Origin of the sequence: Delftia sp. DLF01 (assembly GCF_014852125.1) — a bacterium.
GTDB lineage: Bacteria > Pseudomonadota > Gammaproteobacteria > Burkholderiales > Burkholderiaceae_C > Comamonas > Comamonas acidovorans.
The window spans coordinates 650,195-675,680 of the sequence record NZ_JACVAZ010000001.1; the positions used below are offsets into that span (position 1 = coordinate 650,195).

Annotated in this window: 16 protein-coding genes and 4 tRNA genes; 13 read left to right on the top strand and 7 right to left on the bottom strand. The window is 64.8% G+C overall.

Annotated elements, in window-relative coordinates:
- Positions 1 to 68: 68 nt before the first annotated feature.
- The gene (locus tag IB269_RS02890) at positions 69 to 980 is read right to left on the bottom strand and encodes a lytic transglycosylase domain-containing protein (RefSeq protein WP_012206753.1); all 912 of its coding nucleotides are present in this window, start codon (positions 978 to 980) and stop codon (positions 69 to 71) included.
- A gap of 768 nt (positions 981 to 1,748) precedes the next feature.
- Here IB269_RS02890 and IB269_RS02895 point away from each other — a divergent pair.
- Both IB269_RS02895 and IB269_RS02900 read left to right on the top strand, forming a co-directional pair.
- The gene (locus tag IB269_RS02895; protein ID WP_192366378.1) at positions 1,749 to 5,567 is read left to right on the top strand and encodes a DUF748 domain-containing protein; all 3,819 of its coding nucleotides are present in this window, start codon (positions 1,749 to 1,751) and stop codon (positions 5,565 to 5,567) included.
- 154 nt (positions 5,568 to 5,721) lie between these two features.
- Positions 5,722 to 8,349 carry a DUF349 domain-containing protein gene (locus tag IB269_RS02900; RefSeq protein ID WP_192366379.1) on the top strand — a complete coding sequence of 876 codons (2,628 nt, stop codon included), beginning with the start codon at positions 5,722 to 5,724 and terminating at the stop codon, positions 8,347 to 8,349.
- Between the two features lie 140 nt (positions 8,350 to 8,489).
- Here the strand turns inward: IB269_RS02900 and IB269_RS02905 are convergent.
- The 4 genes from IB269_RS02905 to IB269_RS02920 all read right to left on the bottom strand — a co-directional run bounded on the left by IB269_RS02905 (position 8,490) and on the right by IB269_RS02920 (position 9,297).
- Positions 8,490 to 8,574 (bottom strand) — tRNA-Leu (locus IB269_RS02905).
- A gap of 155 nt (positions 8,575 to 8,729) precedes the next feature.
- A tRNA-Leu gene (locus IB269_RS02910) sits at positions 8,730 to 8,814 on the bottom strand.
- Between the two features lie 155 nt (positions 8,815 to 8,969).
- Positions 8,970 to 9,054 (bottom strand) — tRNA-Leu (locus IB269_RS02915).
- A gap of 158 nt (positions 9,055 to 9,212) precedes the next feature.
- Positions 9,213 to 9,297: transfer RNA gene (locus IB269_RS02920), tRNA-Leu, on the bottom strand.
- A gap of 34 nt (positions 9,298 to 9,331) precedes the next feature.
- Between IB269_RS02920 and rnr the strand changes: the two genes are divergently transcribed.
- A complete protein-coding gene (gene rnr / locus IB269_RS02925) occupies positions 9,332 to 11,911 on the top strand; it encodes a ribonuclease R (protein ID WP_192366380.1) in 2,580 nt (859 codons plus the stop codon).
- A 6-nt stretch (positions 11,912 to 11,917) separates the two neighbouring features.
- Here the strand turns inward: rnr and IB269_RS02930 are convergent, their stop codons facing one another.
- Complete coding sequence (locus tag IB269_RS02930) at positions 11,918 to 13,495, bottom strand: NAD(P)H-hydrate dehydratase (protein WP_192366381.1); 1,578 nt, start codon at positions 13,493 to 13,495, stop codon at positions 11,918 to 11,920.
- A gap of 49 nt (positions 13,496 to 13,544) precedes the next feature.
- Positions 13,545 to 14,816 carry an FAD-dependent oxidoreductase gene (locus IB269_RS02935; RefSeq protein ID WP_192366382.1) on the bottom strand — a complete coding sequence of 424 codons (1,272 nt, stop codon included), beginning with the start codon at positions 14,814 to 14,816 and terminating at the stop codon, positions 13,545 to 13,547.
- Between the two features lie 370 nt (positions 14,817 to 15,186).
- On the opposite strand from IB269_RS02935, the gene rpsB reads away from it, so the two are divergent.
- The 10 genes from rpsB to IB269_RS02985 all read left to right on the top strand — a co-directional run bounded on the left by rpsB (position 15,187) and on the right by IB269_RS02985 (position 25,470).
- Positions 15,187 to 15,939 carry a 30S ribosomal protein S2 gene (gene rpsB / locus IB269_RS02940; RefSeq protein WP_012206747.1) on the top strand — a complete coding sequence of 251 codons (753 nt, stop codon included), beginning with the start codon at positions 15,187 to 15,189 and terminating at the stop codon, positions 15,937 to 15,939.
- 113 nt (positions 15,940 to 16,052) lie between these two features.
- The gene (gene tsf, locus IB269_RS02945) at positions 16,053 to 16,949 is read left to right on the top strand and encodes a translation elongation factor Ts (protein ID WP_013801447.1); all 897 of its coding nucleotides are present in this window, start codon (positions 16,053 to 16,055) and stop codon (positions 16,947 to 16,949) included.
- 64 nt (positions 16,950 to 17,013) lie between these two features.
- A complete protein-coding gene (pyrH, locus tag IB269_RS02950; RefSeq protein WP_012206745.1) occupies positions 17,014 to 17,736 on the top strand; it encodes a UMP kinase in 723 nt (240 codons plus the stop codon).
- A gap of 43 nt (positions 17,737 to 17,779) precedes the next feature.
- Positions 17,780 to 18,340: a ribosome recycling factor gene (gene frr, locus IB269_RS02955; protein ID WP_012206744.1), complete on the top strand. Its 561-nt coding sequence runs from the start codon at positions 17,780 to 17,782 to the stop codon at positions 18,338 to 18,340.
- A gap of 35 nt (positions 18,341 to 18,375) precedes the next feature.
- Positions 18,376 to 19,122 (top strand): polyprenyl diphosphate synthase, encoded by a 747-nt coding sequence (gene uppS / locus IB269_RS02960; RefSeq protein WP_034396177.1) that lies wholly within the window; start codon positions 18,376 to 18,378, stop codon positions 19,120 to 19,122.
- Positions 19,123 to 19,135: 13 nt separating this feature from the next.
- Positions 19,136 to 19,990 carry a phosphatidate cytidylyltransferase gene (locus tag IB269_RS02965; RefSeq protein ID WP_013801449.1) on the top strand — a complete coding sequence of 285 codons (855 nt, stop codon included), beginning with the start codon at positions 19,136 to 19,138 and terminating at the stop codon, positions 19,988 to 19,990.
- The gene (gene ispC / locus IB269_RS02970) at positions 19,987 to 21,165 is read left to right on the top strand and encodes a 1-deoxy-D-xylulose-5-phosphate reductoisomerase (RefSeq protein WP_043819021.1); all 1,179 of its coding nucleotides are present in this window, start codon (positions 19,987 to 19,989) and stop codon (positions 21,163 to 21,165) included. Before IB269_RS02965 ends, ispC begins: the two co-directional genes overlap by 4 nt.
- A gap of 82 nt (positions 21,166 to 21,247) precedes the next feature.
- Positions 21,248 to 22,618 (top strand): RIP metalloprotease RseP, encoded by a 1,371-nt coding sequence (gene rseP, locus IB269_RS02975; protein ID WP_043795909.1) that lies wholly within the window; start codon positions 21,248 to 21,250, stop codon positions 22,616 to 22,618.
- A 45-nt stretch (positions 22,619 to 22,663) separates the two neighbouring features.
- Positions 22,664 to 24,961, top strand: coding sequence for an outer membrane protein assembly factor BamA (bamA, locus tag IB269_RS02980; RefSeq protein WP_013801452.1), 2,298 nt, complete (start codon positions 22,664 to 22,666; stop codon positions 24,959 to 24,961).
- A complete protein-coding gene (locus IB269_RS02985; protein ID WP_192366383.1) occupies positions 24,961 to 25,470 on the top strand; it encodes an OmpH family outer membrane protein in 510 nt (169 codons plus the stop codon). The genes bamA and IB269_RS02985 overlap by 1 nt, the downstream gene beginning before the upstream one ends.
- The last annotated feature ends 16 nt before the right edge of the window (positions 25,471 to 25,486 follow it).

Here is a 25,486-nt window from a genome sequence, read left to right on the forward strand (position 1 = left end):
GCAGTTGGATCGGGCATGAAAAAAGCTGGCCTTGGCCAGCTGTGCATTCACTATGCCGGGAAGTCAGGCTACAGCGCCGGCTCCTGGGACTGAAGGGCCACCTGCTCGGAGCGGGCAGAGGTGTTGCTCGAGCTGACCGGCACGGCTGCAGGCGCAGCCGCTGCTGCCGGGCCCGAGGCCTCGGCCACGGGGGTGGCCGGCTTGGTGGAGGCAACCTGTACAGCCTGCCGGGGCTGATCCACCTTGGCGGTCATCAAAGGCACAGCACGCAGGCCGGCGGCCATGCGCAGGCGCTGGTGCTCGGCCAGCACCTTGGCGGCGTAGCCACCATCGGTGGGCAGGTTGGCCGCGCCCACGTAGTAGCGCAGGCCTCCTTCGATGGAGCCGGCGCGCTCGATGCATTCCTTGAGCACGCGCACGCCCACGCGCAGATTGCTGACCGGGTCGAAGGCAGCATTCTGGCCACCGAAGTTCTCATACTTGTCGGTATGCACCGTGGTCATCACCTGCATCAGGCCCTGCGCGCCGACAGCGCTTTGCGCAAACGGGTTGAAGCTGGACTCGATGGCCATGATGGCCAGGATCAGCGTCGGGTCCAGGCGGTTGACCTTGCCCAGGTCATAGGCCTCGCTGACCAGTGCCGCAATCGGCTCAGGCGCCACGCGGTACTTCTTGCTGAGCCAGAAGGCCACGGCTGCCTGCTCCTTGGGCAGGTTCTTGGGGTTGGTCGCCGTCGCCCGATCGCTGGCAGCGAGTTCGACGGGAACACCCAGCTCGGCCATCTGGCGAGCGGTCAGCCAGGAGCGCAGCTGGCTCTCTCCGGCATCGCGCAGGTCAGGGCGGGCGAACAAGGTGATGGCCATGAAGGCCACAGCAAGGCCCAGCAGGGCGAAGCTGTTGTGGATGATGGCAAGAAAACCGTTGGCCACATCGATGGCGAACGTTCGCGCGGCGGCGAAAAATTTTCCTGACGCTGGCATAGCTTTTTCCTTTCTAGGGGCATCAACCCGAAACGGCCTTCGCCGAAGCGAAGGCCGGTGAGGCTGACACCCTGGATTGGGTGCTGCGGATCCGGGAGGCTGGCGCTTGGTGCGCCATTGCGTTGTAGGCCTGCGGGATCTGCTCAGTCGTGAGGCAGCAGAAACAAAAAACGCTCTATTCGAGCGCTGGCGGATTCTAGGAGTTCACCAAATACACGGTCAACACTATGAAATCAATTTTTTAGATCAATGAATAATAACAAACCATGGATGCAAACACAGTTTTGAGGTCTTGAAGAGCGGGTGGCGTGCTACCGATGTACGCCGCCTCCGCCGTTTTCAGAGTGCGTCATGAAATTGCAATGAAATGCAAAAGCACTGGTAGGCCGACCCTGCGTCCTTCTATATTGGAGGCGACTGCTCTTGCAGTCGTCTCGCCAAGGTGGAAGACAGGTAAAAGTGGTGTTCGATAGTGCGGACACCGTGGTTCAAGTCTTCTTCCGCGGCCTTCCTGGAAGCAATCTCTTGCTTCCAAGCAGCAAGGACCATCCTCTCCTTGACTGCGGAAAACGGTCGGGACTTGTGCCCGCCGTAAAGCCCGGAAGCCGGTTCACGGCTTCCGGGCTTTGTCGTTCAAGGATGGCCGCAACGTCAAGAAATGTGCCGTGGTGCGGACCCAGCCGTTGCTGCCGCCCCAATTTCTGGTGCAATGCAGCCGTTGCCCTGTCCTGTGTCCCAGGATAGGGCTGTACTAGTTACCAGAGCCCCATGCAATCTCTCTTCAAGCACCGCTGGCTGCGCAGGCTGGCCATCGCCCTTGTGGCGTTCCTTTTGCTGTGGCTGCTGCTGTGGGCGCTGGTGCCCGTTGTGGCCAAGAGTCAACTGGAAAAGCAGGCATCGGCCAAGCTGGGCCGTCAGGTCCGTGTGGGTGCAGTGGAGTTCCGGCCCTGGTCGCTGGAGCTGACCCTGCGGGACCTGAGCATTGCCAGGAGCCAGGCGGAAGGCGCGGCGCCGGAGTCCGTGCCGTCTGCATCTTCGTCCCCCCAGCTTCAGATCGACCGCATCTATGTCAATGCCAGTATCCAGTCGCTGTTTCGGCTGGCGCCGGTGCTGGATGCCATCGAGGTCGATGCGCCGGTGCTGCGCCTGACCCAGCAGAGCCTGGGGCATTTCGATGTGGACGATGTGCTGGCCAGGCTGGCCGAACCCGGCGACACGCCGCCCTCCAGGCCCGTGGGCTTTGCGTTGTACAACATTGCGCTGCGCGACGGCCGCGTGGAATTGCAGGACGAGGTCCAGCAGCGCCAGCACATGCTCGAGCAGTTGCAGCTGCGCCTGCCCTTCATCAGCAACCTGGAGTCCAAGCGCGAGATCAAGGTGCTCCCGCACCTGTCCTTTGCGCTCAACGGCAGCCGGTTTGAATCCAGCGCCCAGAGCACGCCCTTCACCGAGCAGCGCCAGACCGCTGTCGATCTGAGCTGGCAGGGCGTGGACCTGACGCCTTATTTGGGCTATGTGCCCGTCACCGCTCCTGTCAAGCCGCGTTCCGGCGTGCTGGATGCCAACCTGCACATCTCCTTTGAGCAGGCCGAGCAGGCCGTGGTCCGCATCACCGGGGAGGTCAGCCTGTCCGGCGCCGAGCTGCACGACCGCGACGGCGCCCCCCTGCTGCGCTTCGAGCGCCTGGCCGCCGTGCTCAAGAACGTGCAGCCGCTGCAGTCGGTTGCGGAGCTGGAGTCCGTGCAGTGGAGCGCTCCCGAGATTTTTGCGGCCCGCGATGCGCAAGGCCGCATCAATTGGACGGCGATGGGGGGTGCTTCCTCCCCGGATGCCAGGCCGGCAGCGGAAAAGCCGGCCCCCGACGCGCCCCAGCCGTGGAAGGTCAGCCTGGACAGGCTGTCCGTTGCCAATGCCACGGTGCACTGGCGCGATGCCGCTCCCGACGCTGGAAAGTCGGGCGCTGCGCTGCAGGCGCGCGAGCTGTCGTTGCAGGTGCGCGATATCCGCTGGCCCCTGGAGCAACCGCTGCAGCTTGCTGCCAGCATGCAGGTGCAGCCCGAATCGGCGGGGGAGGGGGCGAAACCTGCCGAGTTGCAGCTGCGCGGCGCCTTGACCGACAAGCAGGGCCAACTGGCCATCTCCGCGCGGCAATTGCCGCTGCAACTGGCAGCACCGTACCTGTCTGCCCATCTCAAACCCGAGCTGACGGGTCTGTTGAGCACCGATGCAGGCCTGGGCTGGAACGGTTCCGCCATGGTGGTTCAGGTGGCCGGGCTGGGCGTGGAGCAGTTGAGCCTCAAGGACAAGGCCGCGCCCGTCGATATCGCGCACCTGCAGCTGGAGCAGGTGCAGGTCAATCTGGCCAGCCAGCAGGTCTCCGTTGGCCGCCTGGCACTGCAAAAGCCGCAGCTGGCCGTGTTGCGCGATGCCCAGGGCCGGTGGATGTACGAGCAATGGCTGCCGCCCGCCTCAGCGCCGTCCGCATCCCAGGACGCCGGCAAGGACAAGTCCCGGCCCTGGGGCCTGAAGCTGCAGGCGGTGGAGGTCGATGGCGGCGCCATTGCGTTGCGTGACGAAGCGCCCGTGCGCAACGCGGATTCGGCGCGCACCGTGTCGCTGGATCTGGGTTCACTGCGCCTTCGCATGGGCGCCATCGAGCCGCTGGCCGCAAAATCCGCGCCCACGCCGCTGGAGCTGTCCGCCCAGGTCGGCTCGGGCCGGCGTGTCCAGGCGGGCTCGCTGAGCCTGCGGGGGGACCTGGGGCTGGCGCCGCTGTCGCTTCAGGGCAAGTTGCAGGCGCGCAGCCTGCCGCTGCATGCGCTGGAGCCCTACTTTGCCGACATGCTCAATGTGGAGTTGGTGCGTGCCGACGGCAATTTCCTCGGACAACTGCGCTTTGTCAGCCAACCGGCCGGCCCCGAGCTGGCGGTGCAGGGGGATGTCGAACTCGTGGATCTGCGCATGCGCTCCGCGCTGGCCTCTCCCGTGCAAGCGGCGGGCGAGGCCGCAGGGCAGGGCGCGCCACGCACCGCGGCAGGCGCCGTGGCTGCCGTGCTCAGCGAGTCCACGGCCGACCGGGCCAATGCCCAGTCGGTTGCCTTGGGACTCGGCCTGCGCGATGAACTCGTGGCCTGGAAGACGCTGGCCGTGCGCGGCCTGGATCTGCAGATGCAGCCCGCCCAGCCCCTGCGCCTGAGCGTGCGCGAGACGGCGCTCAGCGACTTCTTTGCGCGCGTCATCGTGCAGCGCAACGGGCGCATCAACCTGCAGGACATCGTCAAATCGGCGAAGTCCCAGCAGTCCCTGGAGCAGAACGCCGCGCCGGCTGCGGATGGCACGGCGGCTTCCGCCGAACCGGCGCCGCCGCAGGCTGCCTCCGGGCCTGCGCCCGTCATCAAGATCGGGCCGATTGTGCTGACGGGCGGCAGGGTCCAGTTCTCCGACTACTTCATCCAGCCCAACTACTCGGCCGACCTCAGCGAGCTGGCGGGCCGCCTGAGCGCCTTCTCATCCGAGCAGCCTGCCAGCCAGCAGGCGCCGCAACTGGCGGATGTGGAACTGCGCGGCCGCGCCCAGGGCACGGCTTCGCTGGAGATCACCGGCCAGGTCAATCCGCTGGCCAAGCCGCTGGCCCTGGACATACGTGCCCAGATGCGCGACCTGGAACTGCCCCCTCTGTCGCCGTACTCCATCAAGTACGCGGGCCACGGGATCGAGCGCGGCAAGCTCAGCATGGACGTCAACTACAAGATCGAGCCCGATGGCCAGCTCACGGCGCGCAACAAGCTGGTGCTGCATCAGCTCACTTTCGGCGAAGCCGTCGAAGGCGCGCCCGCCTCGCTGCCCGTGCGCCTGGCGGTGGCGCTGTTGGCTGACCGCAACGGAGTCATCGACCTGGACCTGCCGGTCAGCGGCTCGCTCAACGACCCGCAATTCAGGCTGGCGCCGGTCATCTTCAAGATCATTGGCAACCTGATCATGAAGGCCATCACCTCGCCGTTCTCGCTGCTGTCGGGCGCTTTTGGGGGCGGCAGCGAATCGGGCGTGGTGGCCTTTGCGCCGGGGCGTGCCCAGATCGACGGCAAGGCCCGCGAGAGCCTGGACAAGGTGGTTGCCTCCCTCAAGGATCGCCCGGCCCTCAAGCTCACCGTGATCGGCGAGGCGCGCGAGGCGCAGGACAAAGAGGCCTGGAAGCAGGCGGAGCTCGATCGCCTGCTGCTCGCCCAGAAACGCCGCCAGGTGCTGCGCGACGGCAAGTCGGCAGAGTCCGTGACCGAGTTGCCCGCCTCCGAAGTACCGGCCTTGACCAAGGCGCTGTACAGTCGCGCCGACTTTGCCAAGCCGCGCAATGTCATCGGCATGGCCAAGGACCTGCCCACCGACCAGATGCGAAGTCTGCTGCTGGAGCAGATTGCCGTGCCCGACGACGCCATGCGCGAACTGGCGCTGGCCCGCGCCGTGGCCGTGCGCGACTACCTTGCCCAGCAGCAGTTGCCGCTTGAGCGCCTGTTTCTGGGGGCTCCAAAACTGGACTCCGACGACCAGGAATGGAGTCCGCGCGCCCAGCTCAGCCTGTCCGCGCAGTAGCCCGGTTTTGGCTCCGCTTCAAATAACGGCGAGAATATGGTTTTCCCGGTCCGGCTAGCATGCCCGCATGCGGCCTGGCCGGCCGCGTCTGGCGGCCCGCGGCAGCCAGACATTCAACGATTGATTCATGTCTTCTCTTTCCCCCCGCAGCACCATGTCCGATGCACCTGAAGTGAGCCCTGCTTCTGCCAAGAATCCCGAACAACACCCCTTGGATGTGCTCACGGGCGGTGCCTTCTCCGCCGAAACCTCGGGTGATCGCGCCGCGCGCATCCGCGACTGGCTGGCAACCCAGCCTTCGGTCGAGCAATTGCAGGACGTCCTCAAGGAACTGAGCGCGCGCGACAAGGGCGCGGCCCGTGCCGTGCGTGAGCGCCTGGACGAGATCCGCCGCACCAAGGACCAGGAAAAGATCGCAGTGGAGTGGGCTGAAAAGGCCCAGGCGCTGCTGGTCGCATCGCCCTTCAATGCCGCCGACGCCATCGCCTGGCAGCGCGACGCCGCCAAGGCGGGTGCCCCGCTGTCGCGTGAACCTCTGTCGCAGCACAAGGCCCAGCTGGCCGAGCGTGTCAAGGCCATCGAGGAGCTGCAGCACCGCGTGCAGGTCCAGCGCGAAGTGGCCGTTTTGCTGGCCCAGCGCATCGAGGTCCTGTCCACCAAGCCCTGGCGCGATGCCCAGGCTGTGCTCGACAACCTGCGCGCCGACGTGGCCCGTTGGCAGGAGCAGGCCGGCGAACTGACTGGCGATGACAACTGGGCCAGCGTGGACGGACGTTTCCCGCCCCAGCTGGAAGCCGCCAGCGCACAGCTGATCCTGGTCTGGGATGCCTTCCAGTCTGCACTGGCGCTGACCGAAGCTGCCGCCGCCGACGAAGCCGCTCCGCTGCCCACCGTGCCCGTGTGGGCCGATGAGCTGCGCGTGGCGCGTGGCCTGCCTCCCGAGGCAGCGGCTGCCGAGCCGTCCAAGCCCGCTCCCGCTGCCCGCAGCGCAGCCCAGCCCAAGGCGAAGACATCGCCTGAGCAAGTGGCTGCTGCCAGCAGTGCACTGACCCAGGCGCTGGAGCAGCTCCAGGCCGAGACGGCTGCAGGCGAAAGCAAGGCCGGTTCCGCCGCCGTGCAGGCCGTGCGCGCCGCCATCAAGGCCCATGGCCGCCTGGTGGACGATGCACTGGTCACCAAGGTGCATGAGGCCCTTCTGGCCGCTGGCGAGTCCGAAGGCTGGCCGCGCCAGAACGCCGACAAGCTGCGCGAGGAACTGGTTGCCAAGGCCGAAGCCCTGCTGAACCGCCCTGAAGGCCAGGCGCTGGGTGGCCGCAAGATCCAGGAATCGCTGCGCAGCCTGCGCGAGCAATGGAAGCTGGCCGACCAGGGCAGCGCAGCCAACCACGCACTGTGGAAGAAGTTTGACGAAGCCTGCAACACGGCCCACAAGGTGGTCGAGTCCTGGCACGACAAGCTGCGCACCGAAACAACCCAGTCCAAGGCACAGCGCCTGGCGCTGATCGAAGAGATCAAGGCCTGGGCAGCGCAGCAGTCCGCCAGCGAAGATCTCAAGGGCGCGGCGCGCGCACTGCGCCAGTTCGCTGAACGTTGGCGTGAAAGCGGCCACATCGGCGAGAAGCTGTTTGCCGAACTGCAACCCCAGTTCAAGCAGGCCATGGCCCTGGCCGAGGCTCCGTTGCATGCCGCGCAAAAGGCCAGCCTGCAGCGTCGCCACGCCATGATCGACGAAGCCACGGCGCTGGGCGCTGCGCCCAACCTGCGCATCGACGCCGTCAAGGCCCTGCAGCAGCGCTGGCAGGCCGAGGCGCAGGCCGTGCCGCTGGACCGAAAGCACGAGCAAAAGCTCTGGGATGCCTTCCGCAAGCCACTGGACGAAGCCTTCAACCGCAAGGGCACCGAGCGGGGCCCCCGCGCCGCAGCCGTGGCGCTCAGCGACCATGATCGCCGCGTGCTGGAAGCGTCGCAGGCCGTGGAAGCTGCCAACACCTCGGGTGATGTGCAGCAAATCCGCGCTGCGGTGGAGGCTCTGGAGCAAGCGCTGCGTGGCCGTGCCGATGCTTCCGTGAATGCGGCCCAGCCAGCACAGGAGCCTGCCGCTGCTGCAGCGGGTTCGGAAGAATCCGAAGCCAAGCCGGTGCCGGTGCGCCCCGTGGTTGCCGTGCGCGGCGACGATCGTCCTGGCATGAAGAAGGAAGAGGGCGGTGCACGCGCTGCCCGTCCTGGCGACCGTCGCGATGGTGGCCGTGGCCGCGACGGCCGGGATGGCCGAGACAGCCGCGACAGTGGCCGCTTCAGCCGCGAGCCGCGCGAAGAGCGCGGACCGCGCCTGGCGGACCCCGCCTTCCGCGCCCAGCGTGAAGCCATGGAACATGCCCAGGACGCCCTGCGCAAGCTCGCGGCCCAGGCCCATGGTGAAGCACTGACCCAGTTGATGGCGGCGTGGGAGTCGCGTGATGCTGCCCAGATGCCGGCCGCCCAGCAGCTTGGCGGCCGTGTGTCTGCACAAGTGCGCAGTGCCTGGTCGCAGGCCTTGGGCCAGGCTCCCAAGGGAGACGCGGGCGAAGCCCTGCTGCGCCTTGAAATGGCCGCCGACGTTCCCACGCCTGCGGAACATCTGAGCGCCCGCCGTGCCCTGCAGCTGCAGCTGCTGACGCGCCGCAACGATCCTGCTCCGCAGGAAACCTGGGGCAACGATGCCGCCCAGGTGCTGGCATCGCCGCGCGATGATGCCAGCGCGCGCCGCCTGCAGAACGTGCTCAAGCAACTGCTGCGCAAGTGATGCATGGGAGGTGGTCCTCTCATCCAGGAAGGGAGCCGCTGGCTCCCTTTTTTTGCGCCCTGGATGCGACCTTCTGGGGTCGATGCGTCTGCAGCGCCCAAGAAAAAAGGCCGTTGCATGTGCAACGGCCTTTTCATGTTTGGTGCCCAGGAGAGGACTCGAACCTCCACGGAGTTACCCGCTAGTACCTGAAACTAGTGCGTCTACCAATTCCGCCACCTGGGCATTTCAGAGTGAGCAAATTATATAGCGCGAAATCTCCGTCTGAAGCCGATTCCCCAAGTTTTTGAGAAATTTCTGCGGGATGGTGCAGGGGCTTGCGACGGTGCTGGCGAGGCAAAGAAAAAAGGCCGTTGCGTGTGCAACGGCCTTTTCATGTTTGGTGCCCAGGAGAGGACTCGAACCTCCACGGAGTTACCCGCTAGTACCTGAAACTAGTGCGTCTACCAATTCCGCCACCTGGGCATTTCAGAGTATGCAAATTATATAGCGTGAAAGCGATGTGCCGGGCAGGTTTGCAAAGATTTTCCTGAACTTTTCTTGGCGAGATGCCCTTGCCATCGGCTTTCAGCGATCAGAAAAGAAAAAGGCCGTTGCGTGTGCAACGGCCTTTTCATGTTTGGTGCCCAGGAGAGGACTCGAACCTCCACGGAGTTACCCGCTAGTACCTGAAACTAGTGCGTCTACCAATTCCGCCACCTGGGCTTGCTGAAGCTGAAATTCTACTGCATTTTTTGCAGAAGCATCCCGATCTTCGATTTTTTCTTGAGACTGTCATCTATCAAGTCATGAAGCCAGGGAACTGCCTTCTGCTGAAGATAGTTCCTTAGTTCACCGCAACCTCTGCAGGTTGTCGTTAAACTTGGTGCCCAGGAGAGGACTCGAACCTCCACGGAGTTACCCGCTAGTACCTGAAACTAGTGCGTCTACCAATTCCGCCACCTGGGCATCTCAGGAAAGATTTAGATTGTATACCAAGAAAATGAACCCTCACGCCAAAAGCGCCGATGTGAACGACGAAATCGAGGGCAGTGTGCAGGGGCACCGCGACGGACATGGCTTCGTCATCCGCGATGACGGCGAAGGCGACATCTTCCTCCCCCCCAATGAAATGCGTGCCGTGCTGCACAAGGACCGCGTGAAGGTCCGCATCGTGCGGCAGGACCGCCGCGGCCGGCCTGAAGGCCGCGTGGTCGAGATCATCGAGCGCCCTGCGCACAACATCATTGGCCGCTTCTTGCAGGAAAGCGGTGTGTGGCTGGTGGCGCCCGAGGACAAGCGCTACGGCCAGGACATCCTGATCCCCGCCAATGCCACAGGATCGGCCAAGATCGGCCAAGTGGTGGTGGTGGAGCTGACCGAGGCGCCTGCGCTGTTCGGCCAGCCCGTGGGACGCATCATCGAAGTGCTCGGTGAAGTCGATGATCCCGGCATGGAGATCGAGATCGCGGTGCGCAAGTACGGCGTCCCGCATGTGTTTTCCGATGCCTGCCTGGCGCAGGCCAAGGCGCTGCCGGACAGGGTGCGGCCTGCCGACTGCAAGAAGCGCATCGACCTGACCGATGTGCCCCTGGTGACCATCGATGGCGAGGACGCGCGCGATTTCGACGATGCCGTCTACTGCGAGCCCGCCAAGGTCGGGCGCAGCAAGGGCTGGCGCCTGCTGGTGGCGATTGCCGATGTGAGCCACTACGTGACCACGGGCAGCGCCATCGACATCGATGCCTATGACCGCGCCACCAGCGTCTATTTCCCGCGCCGCGTGATCCCCATGCTGCCCGAGAAGCTGAGCAATGGCCTGTGCTCGCTCAACCCCGATGTGGACCGCCTGTGCATGGTCTGCGACATGCTGATCACCGCCAAGGGTGAGATCCATGCCTATCAGTTTTACCCGGCGGTGATGCACAGCCATGCGCGCTTCACCTATACCGAGGTGGCGGCCATCCTGGCCAATACGCGTGGCCCGGAGGCTGCGCGGCGCTCGGAGCGCGTGGGTGACTTGCTCAATCTTCATGGCGTCTACCAGGCGCTGCTCAAGTCGCGCGAGGCGCGCGGCGCCGTGGACTTCGAGACCACGGAGACGCAGATCGTCTGTGACGAGAACGGCCGCATCGAGAAGATCGTGCCGCGCACGCGCAACGAGGCGCACAAGCTGATCGAGGAGGCCATGCTGGCCGCCAATGTCTGCAGTGCGGACTTCATCGAGCAAAGTGGTCGCGTTGGCCTGTTCCGCGTGCACGACAAGCCCTCGCTGGAAAAGCAGGACATTCTGCGCAACTATCTGAAGGCCATGGGGGTCGGTGTGGCGCTGAGCGAGAACCCGGCCACCTCCGAGTTCCAGGCCATTGCCAACGCCACCAAGGACCGTCCCGACGCCCAGCAGATCCACACCATGCTGCTGCGCTCGATGATGCAGGCCTTCTACACGCCCGAGAATTCGGGCCACTTCGGCCTGGCATTCGACGCCTATACGCACTTCACCAGCCCGATCCGCCGCTATCCCGATTTGCTGGTGCACCGCGTGATCAAGGCCGAGCTCGAAGGCACGCACTATCGCCTGCCCGAACTGCCCACCCCCGGAGAAGCCGAGGCCAAGCTGGCCAAGCGTCTGGCATCACGCGTCAGCCCACCCGGCCAGAAGCCGCGCAAGCGCGCGCCCGCCGCCGAGGTCCAGGCCTGGGAAGCCGCTGGCCTGCACTGCAGCGCCAACGAGCGCCGGGCCGACGAGGCCAGCCGCGATGTCGAAGCCTGGCTCAAGTGCAAGTACATGCGCGAGCATCTGGGCGAGGAGTTCGGCGGCATGGTCTCTGCGGTGACCACCTTCGGCATCTTCGTCACGCTCGACGCCATGTATGTGGAGGGGCTGGTCCACATCACCGAGCTGGGTGGCGACTATTTCCGATTTGACGAGGCGCGCCAGGAACTGCGCGGCGAGCGCTCGGGCATTCGCTATGGCATCGGCACGCGGCTGCGCGTGCAGGTCAGCCGCGTGGACCTGGATGGCCGGCGCATCGATTTCCGCCTGGTGCGCGATGGCGAAGAGCAGCCGGCCTCGGGCCGGCCCGGCAGGACGCCGGCGCGCACGGAAACCCATCAGGGCGAAAAATGGGGCCGCCGCGATGCCAAGGAAAAGCGGGCGCAGCGCAACTCGGGAGGCTCCGGCGGTGCAAGGCCTGAGTCTGATGCAGCGGCGTCGGCCGGCAAGCAGGGACGCAAGGCGTCTAAAAAGGCCATGGTCAAGGGTGTGAACCTGGCCGCGCTGGAAGCTGAATATGCGAATGCCCAGCCGCGCCCGGCTACCTCGGCGCGGCAGAGCGATATGGGCGAGGCGGTTGCGGAGCCATCATCCGCTGGCTCCGCTGCGCGACCCCGCAGAGGCCGGGCGTCCGAGGTGCGCAAGTCCGAGGCACGCAAGCCTGCGGCCACGGATGCTGCCCACGGTCTGCCGCAGCTGCCTCCACCGTCGCCGGTGCAGGCACTGCGCGCCTTGGGCAAGAAGGCCTTGGGCGCCGTCAAGTCCAAGGTGACGGGCAACACATCAAAGCCCCGGCGCAAGCCCTGAGGGTTTTTATGCTCCGAGCCGCTGGGCCAGTGCGCTGGCGCTGAACGGGATGTGCGCAGGCCAATGGTCTGCCGCAAATCCATGGCGCCAGGCCGCCAGGGCTGCTGCCTGCGTGGGGTCCAGGCCTTGGGCCCACAGCGCAGCAATCAGCCCGGCCAGCACATCGCCGGTTCCTCCGGTCGACAGGCGGGCGTTTCCCGTGGGATTGATCCAGCAAGGCGGTGCATCACTCTCTCCCTGAGGCCCGGCGATCACGGTGCCGGAGCCTTTGAGCAGCGCGGTGCAGTCGAAGCGTTGCGCCAGCTGCCTGGCGGCGTGCAGCCGCTGTGCCTGGATCTGTGCGGTGTTCGTCTTCAGCAGGCGGGCGGCCTCCAGCGGGTGGGGCGTCAGCACCGTGTGCAGGTCGCGCTGGCGGCGCTCTTTCAGGAGCGAGGCCAGCGATGCATCTTCGGCAACGGCATTCAGTGCGTCTGCGTCCAGCACCAGCCTGGGGGCTTGTTCCAGTATCTGGGGCAGCCATGCGCGCACCGCCACGCCGCCCCCGCATCCGCACGCCACGGTGGTGCTGCGCCAGTCCTGCGCTTCAGGGCTGCGCAGCATGATTTCGGGCCAGGGCGCGGTGGCCTGGCCTGACCCGGCCGAGGCATCGAGCAGAGCGAGCATCACGCGCCCCGCGCCACCATGCAGTGCGGCCAGGGCAGCCAGCCAGGCGGCGCCGGTCATGGAAAGGCCGCGCTGTCCCAGCCCCTCTCCGCCAAGGATGGCCACGTCGCCAAAGCTTCCCTTGTGGCTGGCATGCGGGCGCGGGGCGCTGGCGCCTGGTGAAAACAGTTGTGCGCAGGGCGGGGGAGTGAGGATTGGCCCGCCTTTCGCCAGTCCCGTGTCCAGGTCATCCCACCATATCTGGCCGCAGGCATCGCGGCCACTTCCTGTGAACAGTCCGGGCTGCAGCGTCAGCAGCGCCAGCGTGTGCCGTGCGCTGGCTGGGGCATTCGGGGGTGCGAATCCAGGTAGGTACTGCCCGGTGTCGGCATCCAGTCCGGAGGCTATGTCCGCGCAAAGGACCGGGCTGGTGCCCGACTGCAGGCTGCGCAGCAGAGTGAGCAGGCGCTCATTCGTGCCGGTGCGTGGGCTTGCGGCATCTGGCTGGCGCAGGCCGATGCCCAGCAATGCGTCAATGCACAAGTCCTGTGGCCCCATGTCGGCGGGCATGTGCTCGGTCCATTGCACGCCGGCTTCGTGGGCGGCGTCCCAGGCGGCGCGTGCATCGTTTGGCATGTGGGTGCGTTCGCGCACGCAGCTGACCAGAATGCGGCAACTGCGGGCCGTTTCTGGCGCCGCATTCAGGCTGTGTTGCAGCCAGGCGGCTGCCTGCAAACCATCGCCGCCGTTGTTGCCGGGGCCACAGGCTATCCAGATGCAGCGTGCATGGGGAGCGATGGCGCGTGCCAGACGTGCCAGGCCCGCACCAGCGCGTTGCATGAGGCTGTGCGCGGGCAGTCTGGCTGCCGCCTGCTGTTCCAGGGTGCGAGTGGCCGCCGTATCAAACAGCGGCAAGGCGGTGGATGTGGGAATGCGCAGCATGGACCGAGCATAGCGGTCCGCCGCCGGGTGGCGGAGGAGGGGGTGCCGGTCAGCCGAAGCGGCGTGGGTCGAGCAGTGCGCTGTCCAGGAAGCTGGCGTGGTTGTCCATCAGGTCGCTCAGCATGCTCGCGCACCCCTGCGCGATGGCGGCGCCGCAGCTGCCGTGTCCCAGGTTGAGCCAGATGCCGGGCAGTCCGCTGGCGCCCACCAGCGGCAGCCCATCGGCCGTGCACATGCGCGTGCCATGCCAGATCTGTACGCCCGAGGCCAGCACCGCGCTGCCGGGAAAAACCATGTTGAGGCGGTGATACATGCGCTGCAGCGTGGCCTCATGCATGGGGTTGCGGCGGCCCAGCTCCGCGCCGGCCACGATGCGCATGCGTTGGCCCAGGCGGACCAGGGTCATCTGCTCACTCCAGTCCACGATGGCGTGGCGGGGTGCATAACCTTGTTCGCGCAAAGGGGCGCTGACGCCATAGCCGTGCAGGGCGATCATCGGTGGGCGCAGGCCCAGCGGCGTGAGCAGGTTCGCGGCCTCGGCGCCGGCGCAGACGACGATGGCGTCGTGCGAACGGGGGGTGTCTTCGCCCAGCAATTGCAGGCGTGCGGTGCGCCCGGCGCCGCCGGGTTGCAATCGCTGCACCAGGCGCTGCGTCTCGAATCGTGCTCCTGCCGACTGCGCTGCCTGGCGTTGCATCAGCGTGGCAAGGCGGCCATTGGCTGCGCCTGCCTGTGGAAAATACAGGGCGCCTGCGAGCGTGGTTTCCTCGCCCAGGGCGGGTTCGCGCAGCCGGGTCTGGGAGGCATCCAGTGCCTCGCAGCGTGTGCCGGCCTCGGCCAGTGCGTCCAGCGCAGGCTTGAGTTGTTCGTGCTCGGCCTCGCTGCCCAGCAGCACCAGGCTTCCGGCGACATATTCCGGGTCAAACTCCCATTGCCTCCACAGCGATTGCTGGAACTGCTGGCTGCGCTGCGTGAGCGCCTCCAGCGCCGCCATGGCGGCTGTGGGCACGTTGCCTTTGCGCAGCTGCCGCCCGGCCTGGCGCCATTGCCATAGCCAGCGCAGCTGGGCCGCAAGGTTTCCGGAGCCCAGGCGCGGCAGGGCCTGCCGTCCGGGGAGGGAGGGGGAGCGTTCGGCGGTTGAAAGGCCGGGAACGCTCCAGGGCTGGAGCAGGCTGGGACCCAGCCAGCCGGCATGTCCGAAGCTGGCTTCTTCGGCGGCGGTGCCGTGACGCTCGTAGACGGTGACCTCGTGGCCGGCCTGTGCCAGTGCGTGGGCTGTCGCAACGCCAATGCTGCCGGCGCCCACAATCGCGATGTTCATTTTTGGGTGGAATCTGCTGAAGTGCCCGGATTATCAAGCGGATGCAGCTATCACTACAGGAGTGTGTGCATCTTGTGCAACTGCCGCGGCCGTGAGGCGCGGTAAGCGCGCTTTGAGAGCGAAGCCTCGGTTGAAGGGTGGCGTGTGCTAGAATCTTGCGGCTTTGCTAGGGGTTCCCCCTGATTTTCTCCGCGATTGCCGGGGGTCAGGCGAAAGCTTTTGGGTGCGGGGTGTTCGTCAAGAACGCCTGCCCATGCTTGGGGATCCTGCGCAAAGTCAATCGCAAACCAGTCCCTTCAAGGTGTTGCGCCCTGTGTTTCAGGGGGCAATTGTCGGGCTGGATTTTAGACCTAACCTTTGAGGTATTCATATGTCCGTCACTATGCGCGAGATGCTGGAAGCAGGCGTCCACTTCGGTCACCAGACCCGTTTCTGGAACCCCAAGATGGCCCCCTTCATCTTCGGTCACCGCAACAAGATCCACATCATCAACCTGGAAAAGTCGCTGCCGATGTTCCAGGACGCCCAGAAGTTCGTCAAGCAACTGGCGTCCAACGGCGGCACGATCCTGATGGTCGGCACCAAGCGCCAAGCCCGCGAGATGGTGGCTGCAGAAGCCCAGCGCGCTGGCGTGCCCTTCGTTGACCAGCGTTGGCTGGGCGGCATGCTGACCAACTTCAAGACCGTCAAGACGTCCATCAAGCGTCTGAAGGAAATGAAGGCCCAGCAAGAAGCCGGCCTGGAAGCCATGAGCAAGAAGGAACAGCTGATGTTCGTTCGCGAACTGGAAAAGCTGGAAAAGGACATTGGCGGCATCCAGGACATGAACAGCCTGCCCGACGCCATCTTCGTGATCGACGTGGGCTTCCACAAGATCGCCGTGGCCGAAGCCAAGAAGCTGGGCATCCCCCTGGTTGGCGTGGTTGACTCCAACCACAACCCCGAAGGCATCGACTATGTCATCCCCGGTAACGACGACTCTGCCAAGGCTGTGCAACTGTACGCCCAAGGCATCGCCGACGCGATCCTGGAAGGCCGCGCTGCTGCACTGACCGACGTGGTCAAGGCTGCATCCGGCGAGAGCGGTGACGAGTTCGTGGAAGTGGAAGAATCCGCTGCCTGATTGAGCTTGTCCGGCTGAGCGACCTCGTCGCTGAATAAGAAGCGGGGCTCAGGGTAGCCCCGTTTTTTTAGCCGAAATCCTGTAACGAATCGAACTGACATTGGAGAAATACGATGGCTGCAATTACCGCAAGCATGGTGGCTGAACTGCGCGCAAAGACTGACGCGCCCATGATGGAATGCAAGAAGGCCCTGACCGAAGCCGAGGGCGATCTGGTCAAGGCCGAAGAGCTGCTGCGCGTCAAGCTGGGCACCAAGGCTGGCAAGGCTGCCTCGCGCGTGACCGCCGAAGGCGTGATCACCGCCTTCATCGATGGCAACAAGGGTGCCATGATCGAAGTCAACAGCGAAACCGACTTCGTGTCCAAGAACGACAGCTTCATCGCGATGGCCAATGCCGCCGCCAAGCTGGTCGCCGAGCAAAACCCCGCTGACGTGGCCGCGCTGAGCGCCCTGGCCTATGAGCAGGACGGTTTCGGCCCCACCCTGGAAGACGTGCGCAAGGGCCTGATCGGCAAGATCGGCGAGAACATGTCCTTCCGCCGCTTCAAGCGTTTCGACGGCACCAGCCTGGCTTCGTACCTGCACGGTTCGCGCATCGGCGTGATCGTCGAGTTCGAAGGCGATGCAACCGCTGCCAAGGACGTCGCCATGCACGTGGCCGCCATGAAGCCTGTGTCCGTGACCAGCGCTGATGTGCCTGCCGAGCTGATCGAAAAGGAACGCACCGTTGCTGCCGCCAAGGCTGCCGAATCCGGCAAGCCTGCCGAGATCGTCGCCAAGATGGTCGAAGGCTCGGTTCAGAAGTACCTGAAGGAAGTCTCGCTGGCCGACCAAGTCTTCGTGAAGGCTGCCGACGGCAAGCAGACCGTGGCCCAGATGCTCAAGGCCGCCAACACCAACGTCAAGGGCTTCACCCTGTACGTGGTCGGCGAAGGCATCGAAAAGAAGGTTGACGACTTCGCTGCCGAAGTGGCTGCCCAAGTGGCCGCTGCCAAGGCCGGCGCCTGATTCGTCTGAGCGCCTGAACCGTTCCCTTCACCATCCACCACCATCCACCTTTCGGAGAAACACCATGTCCAACGCCGCACCGGCCCACAAGCGCATCCTGCTCAAGCTGTCCGGTGAGGCGCTCATGGGCGACGACTCGTTCGGCATCAACCGTGCCACCATCGAGCGCATGGTCTCCGAAATCGCCGAAGTCACCCGCGTGGGTGTCCAGGTGGCCGTGGTGATCGGTGGAGGGAATATTTTCCGTGGCGTGGCTGGTGGTTCGGTCGGAATGGACCGCGCCACCGCCGACTACATGGGCATGCTGGCCACCGTGATGAATGCCCTGGCCCTGGCCGATGCCATGGACAAGCAGGGCCTCATCGCCCGTGTCATGTCGGCCATTGCCATCGAGCAGGTCGTGGAGCCCTATGTGCGCCCCAAGGCCCTGCAGTATCTCGAAGAGGGCAAGGTGGTGGTGTTCGCCGCCGGCACCGGCAACCCGTTCTTCACGACCGATACGGCCGCGGCACTGCGCGGCGCGGAGATCGGTGCCGAAGTGGTGCTCAAGGCCACCAAGGTCGATGGTGTCTACACCGACGACCCGATGAAGAATCCCAACGCGACCCGCTATCACAAGCTGGCTTTCGACGAGGCCATTTCGCGCAACCTGGGCATCATGGACGCCACTGCCTTTGCGCTGTGCCGCGATCAGAAGCTGCCGATCCGGGTGTTCTCCATCATCAAGCCCGGCGCGCTCAAGCGCGTGGTCATGGGCGAGGATGAGGGCACGCTGGTGTACGCTTGAGCGTTTTGATCCCGCGTTTCACAGCTCTTCAAGGAACAAGAACATGACGATTGCAGACATCAAGAAGACCACCGAGTCCAAGATGGGCCAGTCCATCGAAGCGCTCAAGAACAATCTTGCGCGTGTGCGTACCGGCCGTGCCAACCCCTCGCTGCTGGACTCCATCCATGTGGATTACTACGGCTCCATGGTGCCGCTGTCCCAGGTGGCCAACGTGAACCTGCTCGATGCGCGCACCATCAGCGTGCAGCCCTGGGAAAAGAGCATGTCCGCCAAGGTGGAGAAGGCCATTCGCGAAAGCGATCTGGGCCTGAACCCTGCCTCGCTGGGCGATCTGATCCGCGTGCCCATGCCTCCGATGAGCGAGGAACGCCGCAAGGAAATGACCAAGCTGGCCCGCAACGAAGGCGAAGCTTCCAAGATCGCCGTGCGCAACCTGCGCCGCGACGCCAACGAAGCCGTCAAGAAGCTGGTCAAGGACAAGGAAGCCTCGGAAGACGATCAAAAGCGTTGCGAAGCCGATGTCCAGAAGATGACCGACAAGCACATCACCGAGATCGACGCGCTGGTGGCTGCCAAGGAACAAGACATCATGGCGGTCTGAGGCGTTCTGCCTCGCTTGCCTCAGGGCCCGTACCTTTGACAAACCAAGACTCCGGCGCGGTGCCGCGCCATATTGCCGTCATCATGGATGGCAATGGACGCTGGGCCAATCGCCGCTTTCTGCCGCGACTGGCCGGCCACAAGCAGGGCGTGGAATCGCTGCGCCGCTGTGCCCGCGCCTGCGTCCAGCGCGGCGTGCAGGTCCTGACCGTCTTCGCCTTTTCTTCCGAGAACTGGAACCGCCCCGAAGAGGAGGTTTCCGGTCTCATGGGCCTGCTGGCCAATGCCCTTGCCAAGGAAGTGCAGCAACTGAGCCGCGATGGCGTGCGCCTGCACTTCATCGGCGACCGCAGTGGTCTGAGCGAGAAAGTGTGTGCAGGCCTGGCCCAGGCCGAGCAGGTCACGGCACACAACAACCGCCTGGTGCTCAATGTCTGCTTCAACTACGGCGGGCGCTGGGACATTGCCCAGGCCGCAGCCCGGCTGGCAGAGCAGGGCGAGCCCATCACCCCGCAGAGCCTGGACCGTGCACTCGCGCTGGCCCATGTGCCCGACCCGGACCTGCTGATCCGCACTGGCGGGGAGATGCGCATCAGCAACTTCCTGTTGTGGCAGGCCGCGTATTCAGAGCTCTTCTTCAGTGCCAGCCTGTGGCCTGATTTCGACGAGGCCTGCCTGGACGAGGCCATTGCCGCCTTCACTTCGCGCGAGCGGCGCTTCGGCCAGACCTCCGCGCAAGTACACCAATCACAATCGAAGTCGTCCCATCAACAGACGACCTGAACAAGGGGGAGCCATGCTCAAGCAGCGAGTCATCACCGCCCTGATCCTGCTGGCCATCTTGCTGCCTGCGCTGTTCTATCCGACGGGCGTTCCGTTCGCCGTGGTGGTGCTCGTGCTCATGGCGGCGGGTGCCTGGGAATGGGGTCGTCTCAACGGCTTTGGCTCCGCTGGTGCCATCGGCATAGGTGCCATCTGCACGGCGATGTGCGTGGGAACCTGGGCCGCGGGATGGCTGGAGCGGCCTCTGACCGCGGTCTGGGTGGTCGCTGGCTCCGCCTGGGTGCTGGGCGGCGCGGCGCTGCTGCGCGCAGGCGTGGCCGGCTGGCCGCGCATTGCGGGGCCTGTGCGACTGGTTGGCGGAGTGCTGGCCCTGTGGCTGGCCTGGGTGGCCGTGGTGCAGGCGCGCATGACGGGCATCAACTTCCTGCTGTCGGTGCTGGTGCTGGTCTGGGTGGCCGATGTCTTTGCCTATTTCGCCGGCCGGACCCTGGGCCTGAAATTCACCAAGTCCAAGCTCGCGCCGTCCATCAGTCCCGGCAAGAGCTGGGAAGGCGTGTGGGGCGGCATGGCCGGCGTGCTGGTGCTGGCCTTGGCCTGGGTCTGGGCGGACCGCCACTACGCGGTGGCCGTGCCCAGTTTCTATTCGTTGCTGTTGGCGCGCGGGGCCTGGTTCCTGCTGCTGGCGGTTGTGTTCATGGCCGCGATGAGCGTGGTCGGCGACCTGGTCGAATCCCTGGTCAAGCGCAGCGTGGGCGTCAAGGATAGCAGTGGTCTGCTGCCCGGCCATGGCGGCGTGCTTGATCGCGTCGATGCCCTGCTGCCGACCCTTCCGCTGGCCATGATGCTTTCCTCTTTCGCGCATTCATGAAGCAGAAAATCACCGTCCTGGGCTCCACAGGCTCCATCGGTACCAATACGCTGGACGTGGTGGCGCGCCACCGCGAGCACTACGAGGTCTTTGCACTCAGCGCGGCCACGCAAGTGGACCTGATGCTGCGCCAGTGCGCCGAATTCAAGCCCGCCTATGCCGTCATGGCCAGCGCGCCACACGCGAAGCTGCTGGCTGAGCAGCTGCGCAGCAATGGATTGGCGACCGAAGTGCTGCAGTCGCCAGACGCGCTGGAGCAGATCGCCTCGCATCCCGAGGTCGATGCCGTCATGGCTGCCATCGTCGGTGCGGCGGGCCTTGCGCCTTGCCTGGCGGCCGCGCGCGCGGGCAAGCGCCTGCTGCTGGCCAACAAGGAGGCTCTGGTCGTTGGCGGCGCACTGTTCATGGACACGGTCAAGCGCCACGGCGCGACCCTGCTGCCCATAGACAGCGAGCATTCGGCCATTTTCCAGTGCCTGCCGGAAGACCGAGCCAGCTGGCCCGATCGCGTGGACAGTCTGCTGCTCACGGCGTCGGGTGGGCCCTTTCGCCTGCGCGATCCGGCCACCTTGTCCGAGATCACGCCGGAGCAGGCCTGCGCGCACCCGAACTTCTCCATGGGGCGCAAGATCTCCGTGGACTCGGCGACCATGATGAACAAGGCGCTGGAGGTCATCGAGGCACGCTGGCTGTTCGACATGGCTCCCGACAAGATCAAGGTCGTCATCCACCCGCAGCAGATCGTGCACTCCATGGTTCAGTTCAAGGATGCTTCGGTGCTGGCACAACTGGGCACGCCCGACATGCGCGTGCCCATCGCCTGCGGCCTGGCCTGGCCACGGCGCATCGCCAGCGGCGCGGCGCCCCTGGATTTCGCGAAGCTGTCGGCCCTGACCTTTGAAGAGGCGGATGCCGTGCGCTTTCCGGGCCTGCATCTTTCCTGGCAGGCGCTGCTCGCCAGCGAGGGAACTACGGCGGTTCTCAATGCTTCCAATGAAGTCGCCGTTGCCGCCTTCCTGGAGCGACGCCTGGCATTTGACCGTATCCACGCTGTGAATTTGCGCACTCTCGAAACCTTGCTGCCGCCTACACTGGGCAGCCTGGACGATCTGCTGGCCCTGGACGCCCAGGCCCGCGAAATCGCGCACACCGTGGCGCGGCAGTGGCAGCTGTAATGCCGGCTTCGCGGGCCAGACCGGGTTTCTCGGTGGGCCTGCGGCGGTATCCAGGTGCGCATCGGATTCAAAGGAGTATCAATTGTTGCTGACCGTAGTTGCATTCGTGGTCGCGCTGGGCGTGCTGATTGCCGTCCACGAGTGGGGCCACTACCGCGTCGCTGTGGCCTGCGGCGTGAAGGTGCTTCGGTTTTCCGTCGGCTTCGGTCGCCCCATCCTGCGCTGGAAGCGCAAAGGTTCGGACACGGAATTCGTCATCGGTGCACTGCCGCTTGGCGGCTATGTGCGCATGCTCGACGAGCGTGAGGGCGAAGTTCCGGCCGATCAGCGCCATCTGGCATTCAACACCCAGCCGCTGCGGTCACGTGCGGCCATCGTGGCGGCAGGCCCGGTGGCCAATCTCGTGCTGGCCATTGCGCTGCTGGCCATCGTCAATTGGATGGGCATGCAGGAGCCCGTGGCGCGATTGGCCACGCCGCCGGCGGGCACGGTGCTGCAGATGGCGGGCGTGCAGGGCGGTGATCGCGTGCTGCGCATCGCCTTGGGCGACCAGGAGTGGGAAGAGGTCCGCTCCATCAATGATCTGCGCTGGACACTGACGCGCGCCGCGCTCGATGATGAGTCGGTGCGCATGGAAGTGCTCCAGGGCCGGCGCACCGCTCCGTCCGAACTGCGGCTGGCGCTGGCCGGGCAGGTGCAGGGCGAGCCCGATGCCGCCTTCTTCGAGCGCCTGGGCCTGCTGGGGCCCTGGACGCAGCCCGTGCTGGACAAGGTGATTGCCGGTGGTGCCGCCGAAAAGGCCGGCTTGCGCCAGGGCGACCTGGTGCTGCGCGTGGGCAGCACCCCGGTGGATGACGGCACCCAACTGCGCAATCTCATCCGCAAGATGGGTGCATCCGGCCAGGTCCAGCAGCAGGTCTGGCTGGTGGAGCGCGATGGCAGGCAACTGCAGATCCCCGTGCTGCCCGATCTGGGCCGCTCGGAAGATGGCAAGGAGAGCATTGCCCGCATCAGTGCCTACATCGGCAGCGCTCCCGAGATGGCTCTGGTGCAGCGCGGTCCGCTGGAAGGCCTGTGGGCTGGCGTGCAGCGCACCTGGGAGCTTTCGTCGCTGACGCTGCGCATGATGGGCCGCATGGTGATAGGCGAGGCATCGCTCAAGAACATCAGCGGCCCCTTGACCATTGCCGACTATGCGGGGCGTTCGGCCAGCATGGGCCTGGTTCAATATCTTTCGTTCCTGGCGCTGATAAGCATCAGCCTGGGGGTTCTCAACTTGCTCCCCCTGCCGGTGCTCGATGGCGGGCACCTGATGTATTATCTTTGGGAGGGCGTGACTGGCCGAAGCGTGTCGGAAGTCTGGGCCGGACGCTTGCAGCGTGCAGGTGTGGCGGTTTTGATGATGATGATGTCCGTCGCCTTTTTCAACGATATCAACCGGCTTTGGGGCTAACTTTTCAGCCGTTTTCGGCAAGCCGCAGCGGCGGCAAATCCATTCATGACTAAACGTATCAATCGCCTGGGCGTGCGCGCTGCATCGACCCTGGCTGCCATGGTTTTGGCTGCCAATGCAGCCTGGGCGCTGGAGCCCTTCCGGGTACAGGACATCCGCATCGAAGGCCTGCAGCGCGTGGAGCCGGGCACGGTCTTCGCATCCATCCCGCTGCGCGTGGGCGACCAGTATGACGATGACAAGGGCGCAGCTGCGATCCGCTCGCTGTTCGCGCTGGGATTGTTCAAGGACATCCGCCTCGAAGCCAATGGCAACGTGCTCGTTGTCGTCGTCGAAGAACGCCCGACCATCGCCGAGGTGAACTTCGCCGGCACCAAGGAGTTCGACAAGGAAACCCTGCAAAAGGCCATGCGCGATGTGGGCCTGGCAGAAGGTCGTCCCTTCGACAAGGCCCTGGCCGACCGTGCCGAGCAGGAGCTCAAGCGCCAGTACATCAACCGCAGCCTTTATGGCGCGGAAGTCGTCACCACGGTCACGCCCATCGAGCGCAACCGCGTCAACCTGACCTTCACGGTGACCGAGGGCGATCCGGCCCGCATCAACGAGATCCACATCGTCGGCAACAAGGCCTTCAGCGAATCCACGCTCAAGGACCTCTTCGACCAGGACACCGGCAACTGGATGAGCTGGTACACCAAGTCGGACCGCTATGCGCGCAACAAGCTCAACGCCGACCTGGAAACGCTGCGCTCGTACTACCTGCAGCGTGGCTACCTGGAGTTCCGCGTGGACTCCACCCAGGTGGCCATCTCGCCCGACAAGCAGACCATCTCGCTGACCCTGAACATCCATGAAGGCGAGCGTTTCGTCGTCTCCGGCGTCAAGCTGGAGGGCAACTACCTCGACCGCGACGACGAATTCAAGTCCCTGGTCAAGATCAAGCCCGGCGAGCCCTACAACGCCGACCAGGTCACGGCGACGACCAAGGCCTTCACCGAGCACTTCGGCAACTTCGGCTTTGCCTTTGCACGCGTCGAGGCCGTGCCGGACATCGACCGTGCAACCAACCGCGTGGCCCTGGTGCTGCACGCCGAGCCTTCTCGCCGCGCCTATGTGCGACGCATCAATCTCAGTGGCAACAACCGCACGCGCGACGAAGTGATCCGCCGCGAATTCCGCCAGTACGAGGCCTCCTGGTATGACGGCGACAAGATCCGCCTGTCGCGCGACCGTGTGGACCGCCTGGGCTTCTTCACCGAGGTCAACGTCGAAACCCAGGAAGTGGCGGGTTCGCCCGACCAGGTGGATCTGGTCATCTCGGTGGCCGAAAAGCCCACGGGTTCGCTGCAACTGGGTGCTGGCTTCTCCAGTGCCGAAAAGGTTTCGCTGTCGTTCGGCATCAAGCAGGAAAACGTGTTCGGCTCGGGCAACTACCTGGGCGTGGACGTGAACACCAGCAAGTACCGCCGCACCATGGTGCTGTCCACCACGGATCCGTACTTCACGGACACCGGCATCTCGCGCACCTACGACCTGTACTACCGCACTGACCGTCCCTACTACGACGATGCGGCCTACAAGATCGTCACCTCGGGCGGCAGTGTTCGCTTTGGCGTGCCGTTCAGCGAGATTGACACCGTGTATTTCGGCGGCGGCGTGGAGCGCTCCGAAATCAAGCCCGGCACCTACCTGCCCCAGGCGTACAAGGACTATGCCGACAAGTACGGCTACTCCAACACGGGCATTCCGCTGACCCTGGGCTGGTCGCGCGACAGCCGTGACAGCGCGCTGGCGCCCAACTCCGGTCTCTACCAGCGCCTGAACACCGAGTGGTCGGTGGGTGGCGAGGCCCGCTATGTGCGAGCCAATTACCAGATCCAGCAGTACATCCCGCTGAGCAAGAAGTACACGCTGGCACTGAACGGTGAACTGGGCTACGGCAAGGGCCTCAATGGCCGTCCGTTCCCGCTGTTCAAGAACTTCTTCTCGGGTGGTCTGGGTTCGGTGCGTGGCTTCGAGCAGGGCTCGCTGGGTCCGCGCGACACCAAGGAAAACCTGGCGCTTGGCGGCTCCAAGAAGGTGACCTTGAACGCAGAGTTCATGATTCCCTTCCCCGGTGCCGGCAATGACAGGACTTTGCGTCTTTTTACATTCCTCGATGTGGGCAATGTCTACGGGGCCAACGAGAACTTCGATCTCGGGGAGCTGCGGGCTTCCACGGGCCTTGGCATCAGCTGGATTTCCCCGCTGGGTCCCCTGCGTCTCGCCTTTGCTCAACCCATCCGCAAGCAGACCGGGGATAAAATCCAGCGACTGCAATTCCAAATCGGAACCTCTTTCTAATGAAATCTCTATCTAGCCATTTTTCCCTGGCTGTGCTGCTTGGCTCCATGGCTGTTTCTGCGCACGCTCAAGAGTTCAAGGCCGGCTTTGTGAACACGGACCGCATCTTCCGTGAAGCGTCGACGGCCAAGGCTGCGCAGTCCAAGCTGGAGCAGGAATTCTCCAAGCGTGAGAAGGAACTGGTCGACCAGGGCAATACGCTCAAGAGCGCTTCGGAGAAGTTCGAGCGTGAAGCGCCCACCATGGCCGAAAGCCAGCGCGTCTCCCGTCAGCGTCAGCTGGTGGACCAGGACCGCGAGTTCCAGCGCAAGCGCCGTGAGTTCCAGGAGGACCTGAACTCCCGCAAGAACGAGGAACTGGCCCAGGTGCTGGAGCGCGCCAACAAGGTGGTCAAGCAAGTGGCCGAATCCGAGAAGTACGACGTCATCCTCCAGGAAGCCGTCTACATCAACCCCAAGTACGACATCACTGACAAAGTGATCAAGGCGCTGAACGGCGGCGGCAAGTAAGCCAGCGTCCAGGGCT